The sequence below is a fragment of the Streptomyces sp. NPDC001985 genome (assembly GCF_040296845.1).
Lineage (GTDB): Bacteria > Actinomycetota > Actinomycetes > Streptomycetales > Streptomycetaceae > Streptomyces.
The window spans coordinates 1-14,486 of record NZ_JBEOYB010000009.1; the positions used below are offsets into that span (position 1 = coordinate 1).

Below are 14,486 nucleotides of genomic sequence, written 5' to 3' on the forward strand. Positions count from 1 at the left end.
CCGGCCGTCGCCCTGGGGAGCTTCTCTCGGAGCAGGCCGGATCGGCGAGGCGCGGTGCCGGGGCTCGCGAGCCCCGGCACGATCCGAAAGAGACGGCCTAGGGCTCGCCGGGGCCCCGCAGCAGCCCGTCCAGCGCGCGCCCGAACACCCTCCGGCCCACCCGGGTGACCACCGGGTCCAGCAGCGCGGGCACCCCGCGGAGGCGCAGTTCCTCCGTCCAGACCACCACCGAGCCCGGACCGCGCGGGGCGACCTCGATCTCCGCCCAGCCCAGGACCACCCGGCCGCGCTTCTCCAGCCGGCAGATCCCGGACCCCCCGCCCGGCGGCTCCCAGCGGACGACCTCCATCGGATCGTCGAAGCGGACCCGGCCCAGCGCCGAGCGCACCACGAACACCGTGCCCACCCGGGCGGGTCCGGCGGTCACCGACGCGAGCGAGGTGAGGGGCACCTGCGCCGCGTGGGCCCGCCAGTCGGTGACCCGCCGCCACACCTCCCCGGCGGGCAGCGGCACCGCGCGCGTCAGCCGGAACACCGCCGTCCGGCGCGCCGCTCCCCGTACCCGTCCGTTCATCCGTCGCCCTCCGGTTCCTCGTCCCCGGACCCGCCCGCGAGCAGCAGCCCCGGCAGATGCTCGGCGATCTCCTCCCGCGCGCGCGGCGACAGACCCGCGTCCGTCACCAGCGTGTCCACCTCGGTCAGCTCCGCGAAGGAACTCAGCCCGACCGTGCCCCACTTCGTGTGGTCGGCGACCACCACCACCCGCCGCGCGGCCTGCACGAAGCGGCGGTTGGTCTCGGCCTCCGCCAGATTCGGCGTGGAGAGCCCGGCCTCCACCGAGATCCCGTGCACGCCCAGGAAGAGCACATCGAAGTGGAGCGAACGGATCGCCTGATCGGCCACCGGCCCCACCAGCGAGTCCGACGGCGTGCGCACCCCTCCGGTGAGCACCACCGTCGCCGCACCCGGCCGGGGCGCGCCCGTCGGGCCCGGCCGCTGGGCCGTGTGGAACACATCCGCCACCCGGACCGAGTTGGTGACCACCGTCAGATCCGGGACCTCCAGCAGATGGTGGGCCAGGGCGAAGGTGGTCGTACCGCCGGAGAGCGCGATGGCGCTGCCGGGCGCCGCCATCCGCGCGGCGGCCCGGGCGATGTCCTCCTTCGCGCTCAGCTCCAGCGCGGACTTGGCCTCGAACCCCGGCTCGTGGGTGCTCGCCTCCACCACCGGCACCGCGCCGCCGTGGACCTTCTCGACAACCCCCTGGCGGGCCAGCGCGTCCAGATCCCGGCGCACGGTCATGTCGGAGACATTGAGCTTCCGGGTCAGCTCATTGACCCGGACCCCGCCGCGCCTGCGCACCTCGTCGAGGATCAGGGCACGCCGCTGCTCGGCGAGCAGGTTCTGATGGTCGGTCACTACCGGGACCGGTCCTTCCACGTCGTCGTCTTCCGTCGTACGCTCCGCCAGCGGCTCAAAGCGTCACATCCTCTCACGGCCCCCTCCCCCGAGACTCGCGGAGATTCGGTGAGGGCCATGCGGTGAACTGTCCCGGTCCGGGACCCTGAGGCATGCGGTGCCGTGCGGTCGCGCACCGGTCGATCCCTATCATCGAGAGGGCGAGTGACAGAAGTGTCCTCAGCAACTCCGGCTCCGCGAGGCGAAGGCCCGGCGCTGGAACTCCTGGTCCACGGTGTCGGCGGAACCACCCCGCAGGAGATGCTCGGCGACCCCCGCACGGTCCGGATCACCGGCGACGCCCAGGCGGCCGTCTTCCGGCGCGCCGACGACGAGAAGGCCGAGAGCCGCCCCGGCGAGCACCGGGACGAGCCCATCCCCGAGGCGTACTGCTGGTCCAACCTCACCTCGGGCAACAGCGCCCGCGCCCTGTGGCTGCTGCTGCTCCCCTTCATGGTCGTCAACCTCGCGCACTGGATGCGCCCGCGCGCCAAGGGGCTCATCCGCACGACCCGGCTGTACGGGGTGCTGGTGCGGCTGATCGCGCTGAGCCTCACCGTGCTGATCACGGCCGCCGCCTGCGAGGTGACGCTCGATCTGCTGGCCTGGCAGTGCGCGGGCACCCCGGAGTGCGCGCGCGAGCGGGACTGGCTCGGCTTTCTCTCCAGCGCGGAGGGCGGCTGGTGGTCACAGCCCGGCCGGCGGCTCGCGCTCGCCTCGCTGCTGCCCACCGGGCTGGTGACCCTGCTCTGGTACCTCTCCCACCGCACCTGGAACGCCTACGAGTCCCAGCGCCCGCCCACCGGGATGGATGTGGCCGAGGGCGACACGGGCCCGCGTGACGACGACGACCACGACCCGGACGAGGAGGACGACGAGGACGACGAAGAGGAAGAGGACGAGCGGGAGGACGAGGAGGAAGAGAGCGCCGGGGAGCCGGCCGGGGCGGGTCCGCCCGTCATCAGACCCGCGCTGGGCCGGCCCGGATTCTGGTACGGGCGCCGGCTCGTCGCCCGGCTGAGGGCGGCGCACACCGCGGCCGGCCTGCTCACCATCGCCGCCGCCGTCGCCGCGCCCGCCGCCCGCCACGACCGGGACGGCGACAGCACCCTCCTCGACCTCGCCGGCCGGGCCCTGGAGATCGCGCTCGTCCTCGCCTTCGTCTTCGTGGTGTGGATCGTGATCCGCAGGGGCCGCAGCGAGCGGCGGTTCGATGCCCGCTTCGAGCGGGCCGCCGTCACCGCCATGCCCGCGGGCGCGCTGGCGATCCTCGTCCTCTCCCTCCTCCACGCCCTGTGGGACCGGCCCGGCTGGGCCTCCCGGGGCATGCTCCCGGGTGACGAGTGGGCCTTCCGGCTGATCGTCCTCTCCCAGGGTGTCCTGGCCGTCGCGCTGGCGGGTGCCGCGCTGCTCCTCCAGCGCCGCGCCCGGCACCCGCGCTCCGCGCTGCGGGGGCTGGGCGGCCCGGCCGTCGCCATGCTCGCCTGCGCCCTCGGCGGGGTGATAAGCGGTGGCATCGCCCAGCGGGTCGCGGACTGGCTGGACGGACCGGGCACCCCCGGCATGGACGGCGACGGCACCATCCCCGGGCCCCCCGTGCTCCTCAGCTGGCTGGCGTCGGTCATCCCGGTGCTGCTGATCGTCCTGCTTCTGCCCCTCGGCTATCTGTGCGCCCGGACCTGGCGCCGGGGCCGGCGCCTCGCCCGGGTCGTCGAGGACGAGTACGCCCTGCGCGAGGTCGCCGTCTCGGACTCCGGCATCTGGCGGCCCGACCCCATCCGCACCCGCAGAATCGCCGGCACCCGGGCCCGGGCCGGACTCACCGACACCGCCCCCAGGGTTGTGGGCATCCTCTCCGGCGCCACCCTCCTGCTCGGTGCCGGAGCGGTCGCGGGGGCGTGGGCGAGCGGCAAGGTCCCCGGCGAGGCCTTCGGGGACAGCGGCTTCGCCGAGTCGGCGGCGGAGGCCGCGCAGGCCATCGGCTCCTGGCTGATCGGCTTCGGTTTCATACTGTTCGTCACCTGGGGCCGCCGGGCCTACCGCGACCCGTCCGCCCGCCGGACCATCGGCATCCTCTGGGACGTCGGCACGTTCTGGCCGCGTGCCGCACATCCCTTCGCGCCCCCGTGCTACGCCGAGCGCGCCGTCCCGGACCTCACCTGGCGCATGTGCACCTGGACGGAGCGGACCGGCGGACGGCTCGTCATCTCCGGGCACTCGCAGGGGAGCGTGCTGGCCGCGTCCGCCGTCTGGCAGCTGCCCCCCGCCACCCGCAGCCGGGTCGCGCTGCTCACCTACGGCTCACCCCTGGAGCGCCTCTACGGCCGCTGGTTCCCCGCCTACTTCGGGCCGACCGCCCTGCACCAGCTGCGCGGGGAGGTCGACTGCTGGCGCAATCTCTGGCGGCACACCGACCCGATCGGCGGTCCGGTGCTCGTCGGACCCGAGGGCCGGCACCGGGCGGTGGACCGCGCGGTGCTCAAGGACCCGGTGGTCTACGGCCGGTCCCGGAGCCACCCTCTGCCCGAACCGATCCTCGGCCACGGCGACTACCAGGCGGACCCGGCCTTCGCCCTGGAGCGCCGGGGACTGCTGGACCGGCTCCACCCGGGCATCCCCCCGCAGGCCCCGCCGTCCCCGCAGGACCCGCGGCCTCCGCAGGCCCCCGGGTCCCCGCCGGCTCAGCGGTCCCGGCGGGATCAGGACAGCTCGGGGAGGTCGTCCGGGTAGAGCAGGGTCAGATCGTCGGTGTCCGCGTCACTCAGCTCCGCGACCCGGCCCGCGTGCCGCTCGACCATCGACTCGAAGGTCTGGCGCGCCGTGCGGCCGTTGCCGAACGCGGGCCCCTTGGGCAGGGCGGTGAAGTACTTCAGCAGCGCCTCGTCCGTGCCGTCCGCGAGCCGGTACTCGTGTTCGTCGGCCTGCTGGCCGACGATCCTGAGCAGCTCATCGGCCTGGTAGTCCTGGAAGGTGATGGTCCGCGAGAACCGGGACGCCACCCCCGGGTTCACCGACAGGAACCGCTCCATCTCCGCGGTGTACCCGGCGACGATCACCACGACCGCGTCCCGGTGGTCCTCCATCAGCTTCACCAGGGTGTCGATGGCCTCCTTGCCGAAGTCCCGGCCGGAGTCCTCGGGGGAGAGGGCGTACGCCTCGTCGATGAAGAGCACCCCGCCGCGCGCCCGGTCGAACGCCTCCTGGGTGCGGATCGCGGTGGAGCCGATGTGCTCACCGACCAGGTCCACCCGGGAGACCTCGACCAGATGGCCCCGCTCCAGCACCCCGAGCGCGGCCAGGATCTCCCCGTACAGCCGGGCCACGGTCGTCTTGCCGGTGCCGGGGGAGCCGGTGAAGACCAGATGGCGGCGGACCGAGGCGGCCTTGAGCCCCGCCTCCTGGCGGCGCCTGCCCACCTCGATCATGTTGGTCAGCGAGCGCACCTCGCGCTTGACGCTCTCCAGGCCGACCAGCGCGTCCAGTTCGCCCAGAACCGCCTCCGGGGAGCGCCGGGGCCCGGGGTCGGGCGGCGGCGCCGGGGCGGCCGGCCCGGGGGCGGGCGCGGGAAGAGGGACGGGCTGGGGGAGCACCGGGCCCAGCACACTGGTGGAGGACAGCGGAGCGGACAGCGGGGAGACCGGCTCGGCCGCGGCGCGCACCCCGCTCTCGTCGCTGGTGGAGTCCTCCACCAGCAGCAGGGACGGATCGGCGAACTCGTACCCCCCGCGCGCGCACCGCTCGGTGCGGCACCGGCTGAGGGTGGTGCGGCAGCCGTCCATCACATGGAAGCCATAGCCCCCGCTGCCGGTCACCCGGCAGTTCCGGAAGGTGCCCCGGCCCTCCGCCGACACATAGAACCCCGCCTCGGCCGGCGAGGTGACCGTGCAGCGCTCGATCACCGGGTCGGCGCCCTTGGTGACGATCACCCCGGTCTGCGCCGCGTCGATGGTGCAGCCCGCCAGGGTGCCGCCGCTGCCGTGGTCCCGGAACCAGGCGCCGGTGGACGCCTCCCTGATCCGGCAGTCGTCCAGCTGGGCGGTGGCGCCGTCGCTCACCGACACCGCCGTGTTGCGGATCTGGGAGAGATCGCTGTCGACCACATCGACCCGCGAGCCCCGGTCCAGCACGAACAGCGCGTCCGGCACGTCGTGCACCCGGCAGGCGTCCAGCACCACGGTCGCCCCGTCGCTGATCCAGACCGCCGGATAGTCGCCCGTGCTGTCGTATATCTCGCACTGGTTGGCGTCCACCCGGGTGCCCGGGTCCCACACCGACAGGCCGTTGCGGCCGAAGCGGCGCACGGTGGACCGGGTGAGCGTCAGCACGGAACGGGAGCGGAGATCGATCGCGTTCTCCGGGATGTCGTGGATGTCGCAGTCGGAGAGCGTGAGGACGGCATCCGTGTCCAGGGTGACCCCGTCGGCCGATGTGCGGTGCACGGTGGAGTCGGTCAGATGGGCCGACGCGCGCGCGGCGATCTGCACACCCGCGCCCTTGACCTCGTATATCTCACAGCCGATGGCCTCCAGCCCGCTGCCCTCGCCGGTGACCGCCAGACCCGCCCCGGAGGCGTGGTGGACCCGGCACCGCTCCAGCCGGGGGTGACCGCCGCCGCGCACCGAGACACCGGCCTGGCCCGCCGCGACCACCTCGCACTCCTCGAACACACCGCCCGCGCCGTCCAGTACGGCGATGCCGACACCGGCCGGATTGTCCACGGTGCACCGGCGCACGGTGGGCCGCGCCGAGCCCCGGACCTCCAGACCGGCGGCGGACCGGGTGGAGATCCGCAGATCGGACAGCTCCGGGGTGCCGTCCTCGACCAGCAGCGCGGGCGAGGTCGCGTCCTGCCCCTCCACATGGAGGTCCTGGACGGTGGCCGAAGCCCGCACCGTCAGCGGCACCCCGTCGGCGGGGGCTATCCGCACCGAGCCGAGCGACCCCTCGGGGCCGCGGAGCGTGACCGCCCGCTGGATGACCAGATTCTCGCGGTACGTCCCCGGCGCGACGGTGAGGACATCGCCGTCACCCGCCGCCTCCAGGGCCGCCGCGAGGGAGGCGTACTCGCCCGTGCGGCGCCGCCACCGCGATGTGCCCGTGTGGGTCACCTGGACCGTGCCCTGTGCCATCGTGCTGCTCTGCCCCCACCTCGGGATCTGTTCCGGCGCGCCTCGGAGAAGGGGGACGCCCCCTGGGACCTGCTCCATCCGCTCTGTCCGCACGGGTGCCCGGCCGCCCGCCGGGTCCGCGGGGACCCGCCGGCTCCGCCGTGCCCGCACGACCTGCCCTGCCCCCTGAGGGGGCTCGCACCACCGTAGCGCGCGCGAGGGGCGGCAGTTGACGACTCACGAGGTCAGCCCCCCGTGCCGGTGCGTCCCCAGTCCGGTCCGGTGGCGGCCCAGGCCCGGTCGAGCCGGGCGAATCTGCGGCGCGAGAGCCACCGGACGATCAGCCGGCGGAGGGCCTCCACCAGACCCGCGCAGACGAACGCCGCGCCCAGCCCGCCCAGCACGGCGTGGACCCGCACGGCCGACGGCTCCAGCGGGAGCGGGGCTGTCCGGCCGCGGGTGTCGGTCCAGACGGTCAGCCGGTCGCCCGGCCGGGGGTCGCGCAGGGTCGTGGGCACGCTGCCGGTGCGGCTGCCGCCGTCGACAGCGGTCCAGCGGGCGCGCACCAGCCGGGGTTTCTCGCGGGCGGCCGGGGAGTCGGGGGTGTACACCGGCGCGCCGGCGGGGGAGAGGGGGCCCAGCACGGTCGCGGTGACGGGATGGCGCTGGAGCCGCTGCTGACGCGCCGACTGGCGCAGGGAATCCTCGGTGGCGCTCCCGGCGAACCAGCCGACGGCCGGTGCGGCGGTGACCAGGAGCAGCGCGGCGAGGAGCGCGGTCCACGCCTCGACGAGATCGGTCGCCCGGCGCAGGGGGTTGCGACGCCAGCGCCAGACCCCGGAGGCCGCCCGCATCTCCCGCACCCCCTTCCGCGTCCGTGACCGCCCCGTGCGGAACGGCACGGGCCCGGGACGGCGGAGGAGAGAGGAACGTCACCCCTCTCCCGCCGCGCCCTCGACAGCCCAACGTGCCGCGAGCGCGCCGGAGTTCCCACAGACCTCGTCGAGTGTGGGCCCCGTGGCGCGATGGCCGGACGGCGGGAGGGAAGCGGGCGCCGGAGGCCGCTTCCGGGAAGTTCTCGGTGCCCCGGGGGTTTCAGTAACCCTGTCCCGGATACGGGCGGTTGTAAGGATCGTTGTACGCGGCGGGCGACGGCGCGGGCGCGGGCCGGGCGGTGGCCGGGCGCATCGCCTCGTAGCCGGTGGCCGCGGGGCGCTGCTGCTGGTGCTGGCCCTGGGGCGCCGGGTATCCGCGCGGCGGCTGCGGCTGCGGGATGTACGGCGCCGCGGCCTGCTGGAGCGGCATCGGCGCGGGCGCCTGCTGCGGGTAGCCGTACCCCTGGGGCTGCTGGGACATCGAGGGGCCCGCCGGGAGGGCGGGCAGCGCCGCGGGGAGCGCCGGCAGATGGTTGCCGGGGTCGTACGCGGAGGGCACCCGGATCGGGGCGATCTGGGGCGTGCCCCGCTCCGCGACAAGGGAGTCGTAGATCGGGGTGTCGGCGAAGGACGGTGCGGAGTAGTAGCCGCCGCCGTAGGTGGAGCGGGGGGAGGTCATGGGACCTAAGGTAAGCCCACGAGTCCCGGTTGGGGAGCCCGGTATGTGGGTTCTTTGCGTGGACGTGGGTACCCACGGATCGCCAAAGCGAGCGAACTCGGGAAAAACGGTCGCGAAGCAGAGCAAGAATCCTGTAAAGAGCGAGCTGAGAGCGGGTTACCCGCGGGTCGGCACCCGGGGCCGGGGCGGGTGAAGATGGGGTTGACGTCCGGTGAATTCCGCCGGGCGGACCGACGCGTGACAGGAGCCAGCATGTCCATGCTCAAGGGAGCCAACACCCCGGTGCCGGCGCGGCAGGTCCGGGTGGAAGTGGGGTGGGCCTCCGGCGCCTCCGTGCCCCCGGTCGACGTCTCCGCGCTCCTGCTCGCCGCGGGAACCGGCGGGGTCCGCTCCGACGCGGACCTCGTCCGCCGCGACCGGCCCGCCCACGCCTCGGGCGCCGTGCGCCACGAGGGCGCGCCGGACGGAGCGGGCGGCGCCGTCCAGGTCCTCGCGGTCGACCTCGACGCGGTGGAGGCCGGGGTGGAGAAGGTCGTGGTCGCCGTCTCGGCCGGCGGCGCCGGCTTCGGTGAGGTCCCCGGCCTGCACGTCCGGCTGGTCGACGCCGCGTCGGGCGCGGAGCTCGCCCGGTACGACAGCGCGGACGCGACCGTCGAGACGGCCCTGGTCCTCGGCGAGCTGTACCGGCGTCAGGGGGCCTGGAAGTTCCGGGCGGTGGGGCAGGGGTACAGCGCGGGCCCGGAGGGGCTGGCGAAGGACTTCGGCCTCTCGGCCGCCGCCGTCCGTCCCGCGCCCCCGGCGCCCGCGCCCTCCGCACCTGCGGCCCCCGCCGCCGCCGCCCCGGCGCGCGCCACGGCCTCCGCGCCCGCCTCCGCGCCCGTCAGTCTGAGCAAGGTCACTCTCACCAAGGAGTCCCCCCGCGTCTCGCTCGCCAAGCAGGGCGGCACCTCCGGCGCCATGCGCGTCAACCTCAGCTGGCAGATGCGCAAGCAGCCCAAGGGCGGCGGCTGGGGCGCGAAGCTCGGCCGCGCCCTCGCCGGGCAGGGCGGGCTCGACCTCGACCTCTGCGCCCTCTTCGAACTCACCGACGGACGCAAGGGGGTCGTCCAGTCCCTGGGCAACGCCTTCGGCGCGCTGCACCAGCCCCCGTACATCCACCTCGACGGCGACGACCGCACCGGAGGCACCTCCGGCGAGAACCTCACCGTCAACCTCGACCACCGGGACAGCATCCGCCGCATCGTCATCTTCGTCACCATCTACGCGGGCGCGAGCAGCTTCGCCGATCTCGACGCCACCGTGACCCTGCGGCCCGAGCACGGCGCCCCCATCGAGTTCTCCCTCGGCGAGTGCACCGTGCCCTCCACCGTCTGCGCCCTCGCCCTGATCACCAACACCGGCTCCGACCTGGTCGTGCAGCGCGAGGCCGACTTCCTCGTGCCCGAGCGCGGGGTGAGCCCCCAGCGCACCATGGACCGCGCCTACGGCTGGGGCATGGACTGGACACCGGGCCGCAAGTGACACCCCGTCCTGACCGGCCGGCCCTCCCGCCGCCCGGTCAGGGCCCCGGCGCGGCCGAGGGACGGGCGTAGGTGCGCCCCTTCCAGGCCGCGCCGCGACCCCGGTGGTGCCGGCGGGCCGAGTCCACCGTCATCAGCAGATAGAGCAGCGCGGTGAACGGCAGCACCGGCGCCAGCAGCGGCGACTGCCGGCAGTACCGGAGCATCGGCAGATACGTCCCCGCCATCACCGCCCACGCCGCCGCGCCCGCCCAGCCGGCGACGGCGTCCGCGCCGGACAGCCCGGCCGCCGCGCAGACCACCGCGACCGGCGGCACCAGATAGACCAGGGCGAGCCCGGCGGCCGTACCCGCCAGCAGTAGCGGGCTGTGCAGCAGCTGGGCATAGGCACAACGGGACACCATGTGCCACAGATCGGCGAGCCGCGGATACGGCCGCACGCTCTCCACCCGCTCCGCGAGCCCCAGCCAGATCCGCCCGCCGGAGCGCTGCACGGCACGGGCCAGGGCCACGTCGTCGATGACCGACTGCCGGATCGAGTCCGGTACGCCCGCCCGCTCGGCGGCCCCGGTCCGCAGCAGCGCGCAGCCGCCCGCCGCGGCGGCCGTCCACGAGCGCGGGCGGTTGACCCTGCGGAAGGGGTAGAGCTGGCAGAAGAGATAGACGAAGGCGGGCACCACCAGCCGCTCCCACCCGGTCGCGATCCGCAGCCGCGCCATCTGCGACACCAGATCCAGACCGTTCGCCCCCGCCGCTGCCACCAGGGTCCGCAGGCTGTCCGGGGCATGCCGGATGTCGGCGTCCGTCAGCAGCAGATACCCGGGCTCGCGGTCACGGGCCCGCGCCAGCGCGATGCCGTGCCGCAGCGCCCACAGCTTCCCGGTCCACCCCGGCTCCGGCTCCCCGGGGGAGACCACGGCCAGCGGCAGCCCGCCGTGGCGCTCCGCGAGGGACCGGGCCAGCTCCCCCGTGCCGTCCGTGCTGCCGTCGTCCACCAGGACGATCTCCGCCCGCCCCGGATAGTCCTGGGCGAGCAGCGACGGCAGCGTCACGGACAGCACCCCGGCCTCGTCGCGCGCGGGCACGACCACCGCGACATCCGGCCAGGAGTCCGGCTCCCGGCCGGGCGGCAACCGCTGATCGGTGCGCCAGAAGAACCCCTGTCCGAACAGCAGCCACCCCCATGCGGCCAGCGAAGCGACGGCGATCCACGCGAGGGCGCTCATGCGCCGCAGTCTGCCCCACCGATCCGCCCCGGCAACGCCCGTGGACTATGGTGACCGGGTGAAGATCGCGCTCATTGACTCCGGAATCGGCCTGCTCGCGGCGGCCGCCGCGGTGCGCGGGCTGCGGCCCGACGCGGATCTTGTGCTCTCCTCCGACCCCGAGGGGCTGCCCTGGGGGCCGCGCACCCCCGAGGACGTGACCGAGCGCGCGCTCGCCACCGCCCGGGCCGCCGCCGCGTACGCGCCGGACGCGCTGATCGTCGCCTGCAACACCGCCTCCGTCCACGCCCTGCCCGCGCTCCGCACCGCGCTGGAGCCCGCCATTCCGGTGATCGGTACGGTGCCCGCGATCAAGCCCGCGGCGGCTGGCGGCGGCACGGTCGCCATCTGGGCCACCCCGGCGACCACCGGCAGCGCCTACCAGCGCGGTCTCATCGGCGCGTTCGCCGGTACGGCCGCCGTCACCGAGGTGCCCTGCCCCGGCCTCGCCGACGCCGTGCAGCAGGCCGACGAGGACGCCATCGACCGGGCGGTGGCCGCGGCCGCCGCCCGCACCCCCGGTGATGTCCGGGCCGTCGTCCTCGGGTGCACCCACTACGAACTGGTCGCCGAGCGCATCAGGGCCGCAGTCGGGGCACCCGTGGAGCTCTTCGGCTCGGCCGGGGCGGTCGCCGCTCAGGCACTGCGCCGCGTCGGCTCGGCGCCCGCCCCGGACGCCGCCGCCGTCGGCGGCCTCACCGTGCTCCTCAGCGGCCGGGCGGCCACCCTCCCGGAGCAGGCGGCGCGCTACGCCGAGGGCCGGCTCCTCCAGCGGGTGCCCACCGCCCACTGAGTGCTCCCCGGGCTCCCCGCACCCCCGCTGACCGGCGGTGACGCTCCGGCTACTCCATGCCGACGGGCCGGAAGCCGGTTACTCTCCTAGACATGAGGGACAACACCCACGACCCGGTGGAGCCCGTGGCGCCCGCGCCCGCGGTGTGGACCGGGCGCGCGACCAACCGGATGCAGTGGCTGCTCGCCATCGCGGGCGTCGCCTTCATCACACTCGGCATCGAGATCGCGCTCAACGCGTCCTGGACCTCCGGCATCGCCGCACTGCTGATGTCGGTGATCGGCTGTGTCGCGGTGGGGCTGCTGATGCTCTACGGCACCCTGGCCTTCGTCCATGTGGCGGTCCGGGTCGACAGCGACGCCGTCGAGGTCCGCTGCGGCCATATGGGGCTGCCCCGCCGGAGGATTCCGCTCTCCCATGTGGTGGGCGCGGAATTCCTCCCGAGCGTCACCCCGCGCCAGTGGGGCGGATGGGGCTACCGCTGGCTCCCGGAGAAGGGGACGGCGGTCGTCGTCCGCCGGGGCGAGGGTCTGATTGTCACCCTGGGTGACGGCATGGTGTTCACGGTGACGGTGGACGACGCCGAGGCGGCCGTCCGCGCCATCCGCGATCTGCTCCGCCCGGGCACCGGCGCGGGCACCCCCGCCGGGGTCTGAGCCCCCGGCTCGGCCCGCCGGAGGTGCCTCCGGCGGGTGTTCTGGTTCGTGGGTGTGCCCGGGGACGGTTGTCGCGCCTGTCAGGTGCGGTGCGGGATTCCCGGGGCCGGGGTCCGTCCTCAATCGCCGGACGGGCTGGGTATTCGCTGCCGCGGCCGTGGTGGGGTGTGCTCGGGTCTTGTCCGTGGCGGGGGTGTCCCTGCCGGGTCTGGGCTGCGGTTCTGTGTGCTTGGTTGCCGGGTGGGGCGGGTTTCGCTGTCGCGGCCGTGGTGGGGTGGTGTCCGTGCGGGGGCTGGGTTTCGGCTTCGGGTGTTCGGTTGCCGGGTGGGGCGGGTTTCGCTGCCGCGGCCGTGGAGGGGTGGTCTCCGTGCCGGGGCCGGGTCTCGCTGTCGCGACCGCAAGGGGGCGTGCTCGGGTCCTGTCCTTGGTGGGGGAGGGCCTCGGGTGGTGCCCGCGGCGGGGGGTCGCGCAGCCGGTCACCGTAGACTCCGGCAGGTGAGCGCCACCATCACCGCCGTCGACAGCCCCCAGCCCGCCCCCGCCGCGCGACCCGCGCTGGTGCGGAGGCTGGTGCGCCCCGGGGCCGCCGCACTCTCCGGAGTGCTGCTGTTCCTCAGCTTCCCGCCCAGGCCCCTGTGGTGGCTGGCGGTGCCCGCGTTCGCCCTGCTCGGCTGGTGTCTGCACGGCCGCCGGATGCGCTCCGCCCTCGGCCTCGGCTACCTCAGCGGCCTCGGCTTTCTGCTGCCGCTGCTGAGCTGGACCGGCGAGGACGTCGGCCCCGTGCCCTGGATCGCGCTGGCCGCCGTGGAGGCCCTGTTCATCGCGTTCACCGCGCTGGGCATCGCGGCGGTCGCCCGGCTCCCGCTCTGGCCCCTCTTCGCCGCGGCCGTCTGGATCGCCGGCGAGGCCGCCCGCGCCCGTGTGCCCTTCGGCGGCTTCCCCTGGGGCAAGGTCGCCTTCGGCCAGGCCGATGGCCTCTTCCTCCCCCTCGCGGCGCTCGGCGGCACACCCGTACTCGGTTTCGCCGTGGTGCTCTGCGGCTTCGGCCTGTACGAGACGGTCCGGCGCGGCCTCGCGTACCGGCGCACCGGCGCCCTGCCCCGGGGTCCGCTGGCCGCCGCGCTCCTCGCCGTCCTCGTGCCGGTCACCGCCGCGTTCGCCGCCCTGCCGCTCGTCGACGACTCCGCCGAGGACGGCACGGCGACCGTCGCCGCGATCCAGGGCAATGTGCCCCGCCTCGGGCTCGACTTCAACGCCCAGCGGCGCGCGGTCCTCGACAACCACGCCCGCCGCACCGAGCAGCTCGCCGACGACGTCCAGGCGGGCCGGGCCGCCGCGCCCGACTTCGTGCTCTGGCCGGAGAACTCCTCCGACCTGGACCCCTACCGCAACCCCGACGCCCGCGCGGTCATCGACCGGGCGGTGAAGGCGATCGGTGTCCCCACCGTGGTCGGCGCGGTCCTCACCCCCGACACCGGGAAGCTCCGCAACACCCTCATCGAGTGGGACCCCGAGCGGGGCCCCGTCGACACCTACGACAAGCGCCATGTCCAGCCGTTCGGCGAGTACATCCCGATGCGGTCGTTCGTCCGGCTCTTCAGCTCCGACGTCGACCGGGTGCGCCGCGACTTCGGCCCCGGCGACAAGGTCGGTGTCTTCGACCTCGCCGGTACCAAGGTCGGTCTGGTCACCTGCTACGAGGCCGCCTTCGACGACATGGCCCGCGACACGGTCACCGACGGCGCCCAGCTCATCTCCGTCCCCAGCAACAACGCCACCTTCGGCCTCAGCGAGATGACCTACCAGCAGCTCGCCATGTCCCGCGTGCGGGCGGTCGAGCACGGGCGGTCCGTCGTCGTCCCCGTCACCAGCGGGGTGAGCGCGGTCATCATGCCGGACGGGGAGGTGGTCCAGAAGACCCGGATGTTCACCCCGGACGCGCTGGTCGCGGAGGTGCCGCTGCGCTCCTCGCTCACCCCGGCCACCCGGCTCGGCGTCCGGCCCGAGATCGCCCTGCTGCTCGTCGCCGCGGGAGGTCTGGCCGGAGCGGTGACCGGAGCCGTACGCGCGCGCCGCGCCCGGCCCGCCCCCGGGGGCCCGGAAGCCGGATAGCGCGGCCGGCGGCCCGCAAC

The 14,486-nt window shown here is 74.8% G+C and carries 11 protein-coding genes; 5 read left to right on the forward strand and 6 right to left on the reverse strand.

Annotated features, from left to right (window positions below; translation table 11 throughout):
* Positions 1–97 precede the first annotated feature (97 nt).
* Positions 98–574, reverse strand: a complete 477-nt coding sequence (locus tag ABT122_RS05735; RefSeq protein WP_351545875.1) for an SRPBCC family protein — start codon at positions 572–574, stop codon at positions 98–100.
* On the reverse strand, positions 571–1,419 hold the full coding sequence (locus ABT122_RS05740) for a DeoR/GlpR family DNA-binding transcription regulator (RefSeq protein WP_351545878.1): 849 nt from the start codon (positions 1,417–1,419) through the stop codon (positions 571–573). The genes ABT122_RS05735 and ABT122_RS05740 overlap by 4 nt, the downstream gene beginning before the upstream one ends.
* A gap of 213 nt (positions 1,420–1,632) precedes the next feature.
* Here ABT122_RS05740 and ABT122_RS05745 point away from each other — a divergent pair, with 213 nt between their 5' ends.
* Complete coding sequence (locus tag ABT122_RS05745; protein WP_351545881.1) at positions 1,633–4,188, forward strand: hypothetical protein; 2,556 nt, start codon at positions 1,633–1,635, stop codon at positions 4,186–4,188.
* Here ABT122_RS05745 and ABT122_RS05750 read toward each other — a convergent pair.
* From ABT122_RS05750 to ABT122_RS05760, 3 genes are all read right to left on the reverse strand, one after another.
* Positions 4,158–6,587: a right-handed parallel beta-helix repeat-containing protein gene (locus ABT122_RS05750; RefSeq protein WP_351545884.1), complete on the reverse strand. Its 2,430-nt coding sequence runs from the start codon at positions 6,585–6,587 to the stop codon at positions 4,158–4,160. The genes ABT122_RS05745 and ABT122_RS05750 overlap by 31 nt on opposite strands.
* A gap of 224 nt (positions 6,588–6,811) precedes the next feature.
* Positions 6,812–7,420, reverse strand: coding sequence for an Rv1733c family protein (locus ABT122_RS05755; RefSeq protein ID WP_351545887.1), 609 nt, complete (start codon positions 7,418–7,420; stop codon positions 6,812–6,814).
* Between the two features lie 241 nt (positions 7,421–7,661).
* Positions 7,662–8,120: a DUF6643 family protein gene (locus ABT122_RS05760; RefSeq protein WP_351545890.1), complete on the reverse strand. Its 459-nt coding sequence runs from the start codon at positions 8,118–8,120 to the stop codon at positions 7,662–7,664.
* Positions 8,121–8,372: 252 nt separating this feature from the next.
* On the opposite strand from ABT122_RS05760, the gene ABT122_RS05765 reads away from it, so the two are divergent.
* On the forward strand, positions 8,373–9,641 hold the full coding sequence (locus ABT122_RS05765) for a TerD family protein (RefSeq protein WP_351545893.1): 1,269 nt from the start codon (positions 8,373–8,375) through the stop codon (positions 9,639–9,641).
* A 37-nt stretch (positions 9,642–9,678) separates the two neighbouring features.
* On the opposite strand, the gene ABT122_RS05770 is transcribed toward ABT122_RS05765, so the two are convergent.
* Positions 9,679–10,866: a glycosyltransferase gene (locus tag ABT122_RS05770; protein WP_351545896.1), complete on the reverse strand. Its 1,188-nt coding sequence runs from the start codon at positions 10,864–10,866 to the stop codon at positions 9,679–9,681.
* Here ABT122_RS05770 and ABT122_RS05775 point away from each other — a divergent pair.
* The 3 genes from ABT122_RS05775 to lnt all read left to right on the forward strand — a co-directional run bounded on the left by ABT122_RS05775 (position 10,865) and on the right by lnt (position 14,466).
* Positions 10,865–11,698 carry a glutamate racemase gene (locus ABT122_RS05775; RefSeq protein ID WP_351545899.1) on the forward strand — a complete coding sequence of 278 codons (834 nt, stop codon included), beginning with the start codon at positions 10,865–10,867 and terminating at the stop codon, positions 11,696–11,698. The two genes, ABT122_RS05770 and ABT122_RS05775, sit on opposite strands and share 2 nt — an antisense overlap.
* A gap of 92 nt (positions 11,699–11,790) precedes the next feature.
* Entirely contained in the window at positions 11,791–12,354 is a 564-nt protein-coding gene (locus ABT122_RS05780) for a hypothetical protein (protein WP_351545902.1), read from the forward strand.
* Between the two features lie 495 nt (positions 12,355–12,849).
* A complete protein-coding gene (gene lnt / locus ABT122_RS05785) occupies positions 12,850–14,466 on the forward strand; it encodes an apolipoprotein N-acyltransferase (RefSeq protein ID WP_351545905.1) in 1,617 nt (538 codons plus the stop codon).
* Positions 14,467–14,486: the final 20 nt, after the last annotated feature.

Excerpts from the sequence above, each read along its gene's own strand:
- ABT122_RS05750 (WP_351545884.1), bottom strand. The coding sequence starts at position 6,587 with ATGGCACAGGGCACGGTCCAGGTGACCCACACGGGCACATCGCGGTGG.
- ABT122_RS05735 (WP_351545875.1), bottom strand. The coding sequence starts at position 574 with ATGAACGGACGGGTACGGGGAGCGGCGCGCCGGACGGCGGTGTTCCGG.
- ABT122_RS05780 (WP_351545902.1), top strand. The coding sequence starts at position 11,791 with ATGAGGGACAACACCCACGACCCGGTGGAGCCCGTGGCGCCCGCGCCC.
- ABT122_RS05760 (WP_351545890.1), bottom strand. The coding sequence starts at position 8,120 with ATGACCTCCCCCCGCTCCACCTACGGCGGCGGCTACTACTCCGCACCG.
- ABT122_RS05775 (WP_351545899.1), top strand. The coding sequence starts at position 10,865 with ATGCGCCGCAGTCTGCCCCACCGATCCGCCCCGGCAACGCCCGTGGAC.
- ABT122_RS05755 (WP_351545887.1), bottom strand. The coding sequence starts at position 7,420 with ATGCGGGCGGCCTCCGGGGTCTGGCGCTGGCGTCGCAACCCCCTGCGC.
- ABT122_RS05765 (WP_351545893.1), top strand. The coding sequence starts at position 8,373 with ATGTCCATGCTCAAGGGAGCCAACACCCCGGTGCCGGCGCGGCAGGTC.
- ABT122_RS05770 (WP_351545896.1), bottom strand. The coding sequence starts at position 10,866 with ATGAGCGCCCTCGCGTGGATCGCCGTCGCTTCGCTGGCCGCATGGGGG.